General features: G+C 63.2%; 5 protein-coding genes. 1 reads left to right on the forward strand and 4 read right to left on the reverse strand.

From position 1 onward, the window contains the following. From ACOVQ0_RS07030 to ACOVQ0_RS07045, 4 genes are all read right to left on the reverse strand, one after another. A partial coding sequence (locus ACOVQ0_RS07030; RefSeq protein WP_421882043.1) for a molybdopterin-dependent oxidoreductase occupies positions 1–1,760 on the reverse strand: 1,760 nt, incomplete at its 3' end. Then, on the reverse strand, positions 1,750–2,283 hold the full coding sequence (mobA, locus tag ACOVQ0_RS07035; protein ID WP_421882046.1) for a molybdenum cofactor guanylyltransferase: 534 nt from the start codon (positions 2,281–2,283) through the stop codon (positions 1,750–1,752). The genes mobA and ACOVQ0_RS07030, both read right to left, overlap by 11 nt. Further along, on the reverse strand, positions 2,280–3,818 hold the full coding sequence (locus tag ACOVQ0_RS07040; protein WP_421882049.1) for an NADH-ubiquinone oxidoreductase-F iron-sulfur binding region domain-containing protein: 1,539 nt from the start codon (positions 3,816–3,818) through the stop codon (positions 2,280–2,282). Before ACOVQ0_RS07040 ends, mobA begins: the two co-directional genes overlap by 4 nt. Next, positions 3,815–4,228: an NAD(P)H-dependent oxidoreductase subunit E gene (locus ACOVQ0_RS07045; protein WP_421882052.1), complete on the reverse strand. Its 414-nt coding sequence runs from the start codon at positions 4,226–4,228 to the stop codon at positions 3,815–3,817. The genes ACOVQ0_RS07040 and ACOVQ0_RS07045 overlap by 4 nt, the downstream gene beginning before the upstream one ends. 262 nt (positions 4,229–4,490) lie before the next feature. Here ACOVQ0_RS07045 and ACOVQ0_RS07050 point away from each other — a divergent pair. Next, positions 4,491–5,050 (forward strand): biotin synthase BioB (locus ACOVQ0_RS07050; protein ID WP_421882054.1); only part of this gene is annotated, 560 nt, incomplete at its 3' end.

The raw sequence follows: 5,050 nt of genomic DNA on the forward strand, positions 1-5,050 counted from the left end.
CTGCCCATGTCGCAGGCCCCCTGCACGTTGTTCTGCCCGCGCAGGGGGTTCACCCCCACGCCACGCCGCCCGATATTGCCGGTGACCATCGCGAGATTCGCAATCGCCATGACGGTCGATGAACCCTGGCTATGCTCCGTCACGCCAAGACCGTAGTAGATCGCGCCATTGCCACCAGTGGCGAACAAGCGCGCCGCGCCGCGAATGGCCTCAGCATCCACGCCGATCACGGGGCTGAGAAATTCCGGGCTGTTGCGCTCTGCCGAAACGAATTCGGCCCAGTGCTGGTATTCGTCCCAATCGCAGCGTTCGCGGATGAAAGCCTCGTCGGCCAGCCCCTCGGTCACGATCACATGGGCCAGCGCCGTCAGAATCGCCACGTTGGTGCCGGGGCGCAGCGGCAGGTGGAAATCCGCCTCGATATGCGGGCTGCGCACCAGATCGGTGCGGCGCGGATCGATCACGATGAGTTTTGCGCCCTGACGCAGGCGGCGCTTCATGCGGCTGGCGAAGACCGGGTGCCCATCGGTCGGGTTCGCGCCGATCACCAGCATCACGTCGCTGTCTTCCACGCTGTCGAAGTCCTGCGTGCCTGCTGACGTCCCGAAGGTGGTCTTCAAGCCATAGCCGGTGGGCGAATGGCACACGCGGGCGCAGGTATCGACATTGTTTGTGCCGAAGCCTGCGCGGACCAGCTTCTGGACAAGGAAGCCCTCTTCATTGGTGCAGCGGCTGGAAACAATCCCGCCCAGCGCGTTGCGCCCGTAAGCATCGCGGATACGGTTGATTTCGCGCGCGGCGTAGGAAAGCGCCTCTTCCCACGAAACCTCGCGCCAGGGCTGGTCGATGCTCTCACGGATCATCGGCGAAAGCACGCGCTCCTGATGCTGGGCATAACCCCAGGCGAAGCGGCCTTTGACGCAGGAATGCCCGCGATTGGCCTTGCCGTCCTTCCACGGCACCATGCGCACCACCTGTTCGCCGCGCATCTCTGCCCGGAACGTGCAGCCGACGCCGCAATAGGCGCACGTCGTGACGACCGCGCGTTCGGGCTTGCCGATTTCCTTGACCGCCTTTTCCTGCAACGTCGCGGTAGGGCAAGCCTGCACGCAGGCCCCGCAGGAAACGCATTCGGACGAGAGGAAGCTGTCCGAGGTCAGCCCCGCCGAAACCTTGGAATCGAACCCGCGCCCGTCAATGGTCAGCGCCAGCGTGCCCTGCACTTCATCGCAGGCGCGCACACAGCGCGAACAGACGATGCATTTGCTGGGGTCGAAATCGAAATAGGGGTTCGAGATGTCGGGCATTTCGCCCAAATGGTTCTCGCCCTCATAACCATAGCGCACATCGCGCAGGCCCACCGCGGCGGCTTGGTCCTGCAGTTCGCAATCATTGTTCGCACTGCACGTCAGGCAATCGAGCGGGTGATCGGAAATGTAGAGTTCCATCACGCCCTTGCGCAGCTTCTGCAGCTTTGCCGTCTGCGTGTGAACCTGCATCCCTTCTGCCACCGGCGTGGTGCAGCTTGCAGGCGTCCCGCGCATCCCATCGATCTCGACAAGGCACAGGCGGCACGATCCGAACTGCTTGAGGTTATCGGTGGCGCAGAGTTTCGGGATGGAGCCGCCGGTCAGCGCGGCTGCGCGCATCACGGTCGTCGCTGCAGGAACGGTAATTTCGCGCCCGTCGATAGAGCAGGTTACCGCCGTGTCCGAAAGGACCTCCGGCGTGCCGAAATCTGCCTGACGTTCATAACCCATGCGATCGCCTCTCCGCAGACTCGAGGTCTGCCGGTGTATTGATATTATCAGGAATTTCCGAAAACCGCACCGCCCGCGCGCCGATGCTTTCCGCAAAGGCGCGCATCGAATGGCGGCCATCGCCGGTCAGCAGCGCATCAAGCGTGGTGGATGCCTGTGCGGGCCACAGTCCGATCACCGGCTGGTCCGCGCAATAAGCCGGCGCTGGGGTCAATTGCGCCAGCAGATCGTCGCCCAGCCCCACACTGTCCACCGCACAGGTCAGCACTTCGTCATAACCGGCATCGCAGGCATGGTGGAGCGCCGCAGCGATCCCGCCCAGCGGTCCCATATCGGGGTGCGGCCAATCGGGCAGCGTGGGCGCAGGTGCCGTCCCGCGCCCCACGACCACAACGGCATCGCACTGCGCCTCAAGCGCTTCCACTGCCCGCGCCAGCAGTGTGCGCCCGCCAAGCTCGGCCAGCGCCTTGTCGCTGCCGAAGCGGGTGGACCGGCCACCTGCAAGGACGGCTCCGAGGATCACTCCGCCGCTTGCCTTTCCGCGTCCGCCCCAAAATCCTCAGGGAAATTCCGCAGTGCCGACAGCACCGGATAAGGCGTGAACCCTCCCAGCGCGCAGAGCGAGCCGAACTTCATCGTCTCGCACAAGTCTTCGAGCAGCACGATCTCGTCCGCCAGCGAACGCTCCGCCTTGCGCGCATTGTGCATCTGCGGCAGCGCTTCCACACGATCCGGCGCACGCCCGGAACGCGCCCTGATGCGGTCGATCAGCTCTACCCCGCGCGTCGAGCCGATGCGGCAGGGCGTGCATTTGCCGCACGATTCCGCCGCACAGAATTCCATCGCAAATCGGGCCTGCGCACTCATGTCCGCCGTTTCATCGAAGACCGTGATCCCGGCGTGGCCAATCAGGCCATCGGCAGCCGCAAACGCTTCATAATCAAACGGCAGATGGAAATCCGACCGCGCATGATAGGCACCCAGCGGTCCGCCCACCTGCACCGCCCGCACCGGACGGCCCGAAGCGGTGCCACCGCCGATCTCGTCCACCAGTTCGCCCAGCGTGATGCCAAAGCCCACTTCGAACAAGCCGCCATGCTTCACGTTGCCCGCGATCTGGATCGGCATCGTTCCCTTTGACCGGCCAAAGCCCACCGCCGCATAAGCCGCCGCACCATTGGCCATGATCCACGGCACTGCCGCCAGCGTCAGCACATTGTTGACGACCGTCGGTTTGCCGAACAGCCCTTCCAATGCAGGGAGCGGCGGCTTGGCCCGCACTTCGCCGCGCTTGCCCTCAAGGCTGTTGAGCAGCGACGTTTCCTCGCCGCACACGTAAGCCCCCGCCCCAACGCGCACTTCCAGTTCGAACGGCGCCACAAGATGCGCGCTTGCCCGAACCGCCGCTTCCATCTTGGCAATCGCGTGCGGATATTCGCTGCGGATATAGACATAGCCCTTCTGCGCGCCGACGGCATGGGCAGCAATCGCCATGCCTTCGATCAGCATGAACGGGTCGCCCTCCATCACCATGCGGTCGGCAAAGGTTGCACTATCGCCTTCGTCAGCATTGCAGACGATGTATTTGCGGGTCTCCGCAGCCTTGGCCACGGTGGTCCACTTGATCCCCGCCGGAAAACCTGCGCCGCCACGCCCGCGCAGGCCCGATTCGGTAACTTGTGCGATAGTCGCCTCAGGCCCGATCTCGCGCGCCTTGGCCAGACCCTGCCAGCCACCGTGCGCAGCATAGTCCTCAAGGCTCAACGCCCGCGTCTTGCCCGCGCGGACAAAAGTGAAGCGCTGCTGCTTTGCAATGAACGGGTGCTGTTCAATCGCACCGATAGCCTTGGTCGATGTGCTATCCAGCACCGCCGCAACGTCTGTCGGCTCAAGCGGCCCGAAGCCCATCCCGTTGATCTCGGCCAGCGGCTCCAGCCATTGCATTCCCCACGATGACACGCGCTCCACTGCACAGCCCGCCGCAACGAAAGCTGCCGCCACCTCATCCGCGCCACAAGCCAGCGCCAGCGCATCGTCACTGATCCGCACCACAGTCATGCCAGTTGCTCCATCAGTGCGCCCAGCTTTGCGGCATCGAGCCGTGCGTGAACCCTGTCACCGACCATTGCATTCGGCCCAACCGAACACAGGCCCAGGCAATAGACCGTCTCAACCTTGACCCGATGATTCACAGGGAGTGCCGCCGCCAGCGCATCGACCCCGCGCGCCTGGCACGCTTCTGCCCGGCACAGCTTCACAACCGGGCGTGCGTCCGGCTCGGCATGGAAATCGTGATAGAAGCTCACCACGCCGTGCACTTCTGCCCGGCTGAGATTCAGCGCATTCGCAATGGCGCGCATCGCCTCTTCTGAAACGTGGCCATACTCCGCCTGCACATCGTGCAGAATCGGCAGCAACGGGCCTTCACGCCCGGCATGGGCCGCGATGATCTGGTTCAACCTCTCCATGACGGCCAGAATACTCCGATGCGCATTTGTAAGCAACACATACAAATATGCCACTTGGGACACACAACCTGTCCTGTCCGAAAGTGACCGCGCTGACTAGGCGCACAATCGCAACATAGCATTTCGCCATCGGCAACGCCGCATCCGTTCCATCAGGTGAAATGCAAAGTTCCGCTTTGCAGCTTTGCGAATTCACTTGAGCATGTTTGCGTGAAATGGGTTAAGGGCGAAAACAGACCCGGATTCCCAAAGGACTTCAGCCGTGCAAGACACCCTCACCCGCCAGCGCGAAACCACCGCTACTGCCAACGGCGTTCGCACAGACTGGACGCGCGAGGAGATCGCCGCACTGTTCGACCTGCCGTTCACCGAACTGCTGTTTCGTGCGGCAGAAGTCCATCGCCAGCACCACCGCGCGGGCGAAGTGCAGCTTTGCACCCTGCTTTCGATCAAGACCGGCGGCTGCCCCGAAGATTGCGGCTACTGCTCGCAGTCGGTCAAGGCTGACAGCGGCATCGAAGCGACCAAACTGATGGAAGTGCAAAAAGTGCTGCAAAGCGCGGCACAGGCCAAGGACAACGGATCAAAGCGTTTCTGCATGGGTGCAGCATGGCGCAACCCCAAGGAGCGCGACATGCCCGCCGTGATCGCCATGATCAAGGGCGTGCGCGAAATGGGCATGGAAACCTGCATGACGCTGGGGATGCTCACGCCCGGCCAGGCCGCGCAACTCGCTGAAGCGGGCCTTGATTACTACAACCACAACATCGACACTTCGCCGGAACGGTATGAAGAAGTGATCACCACCCGCACCTTCGCCGA

Origin of the sequence: Novosphingobium sp., from assembly GCF_049240505.1 — a bacterium.
Taxonomy (GTDB): Bacteria; Pseudomonadota; Alphaproteobacteria; order Sphingomonadales; family Sphingomonadaceae; genus Novosphingobium.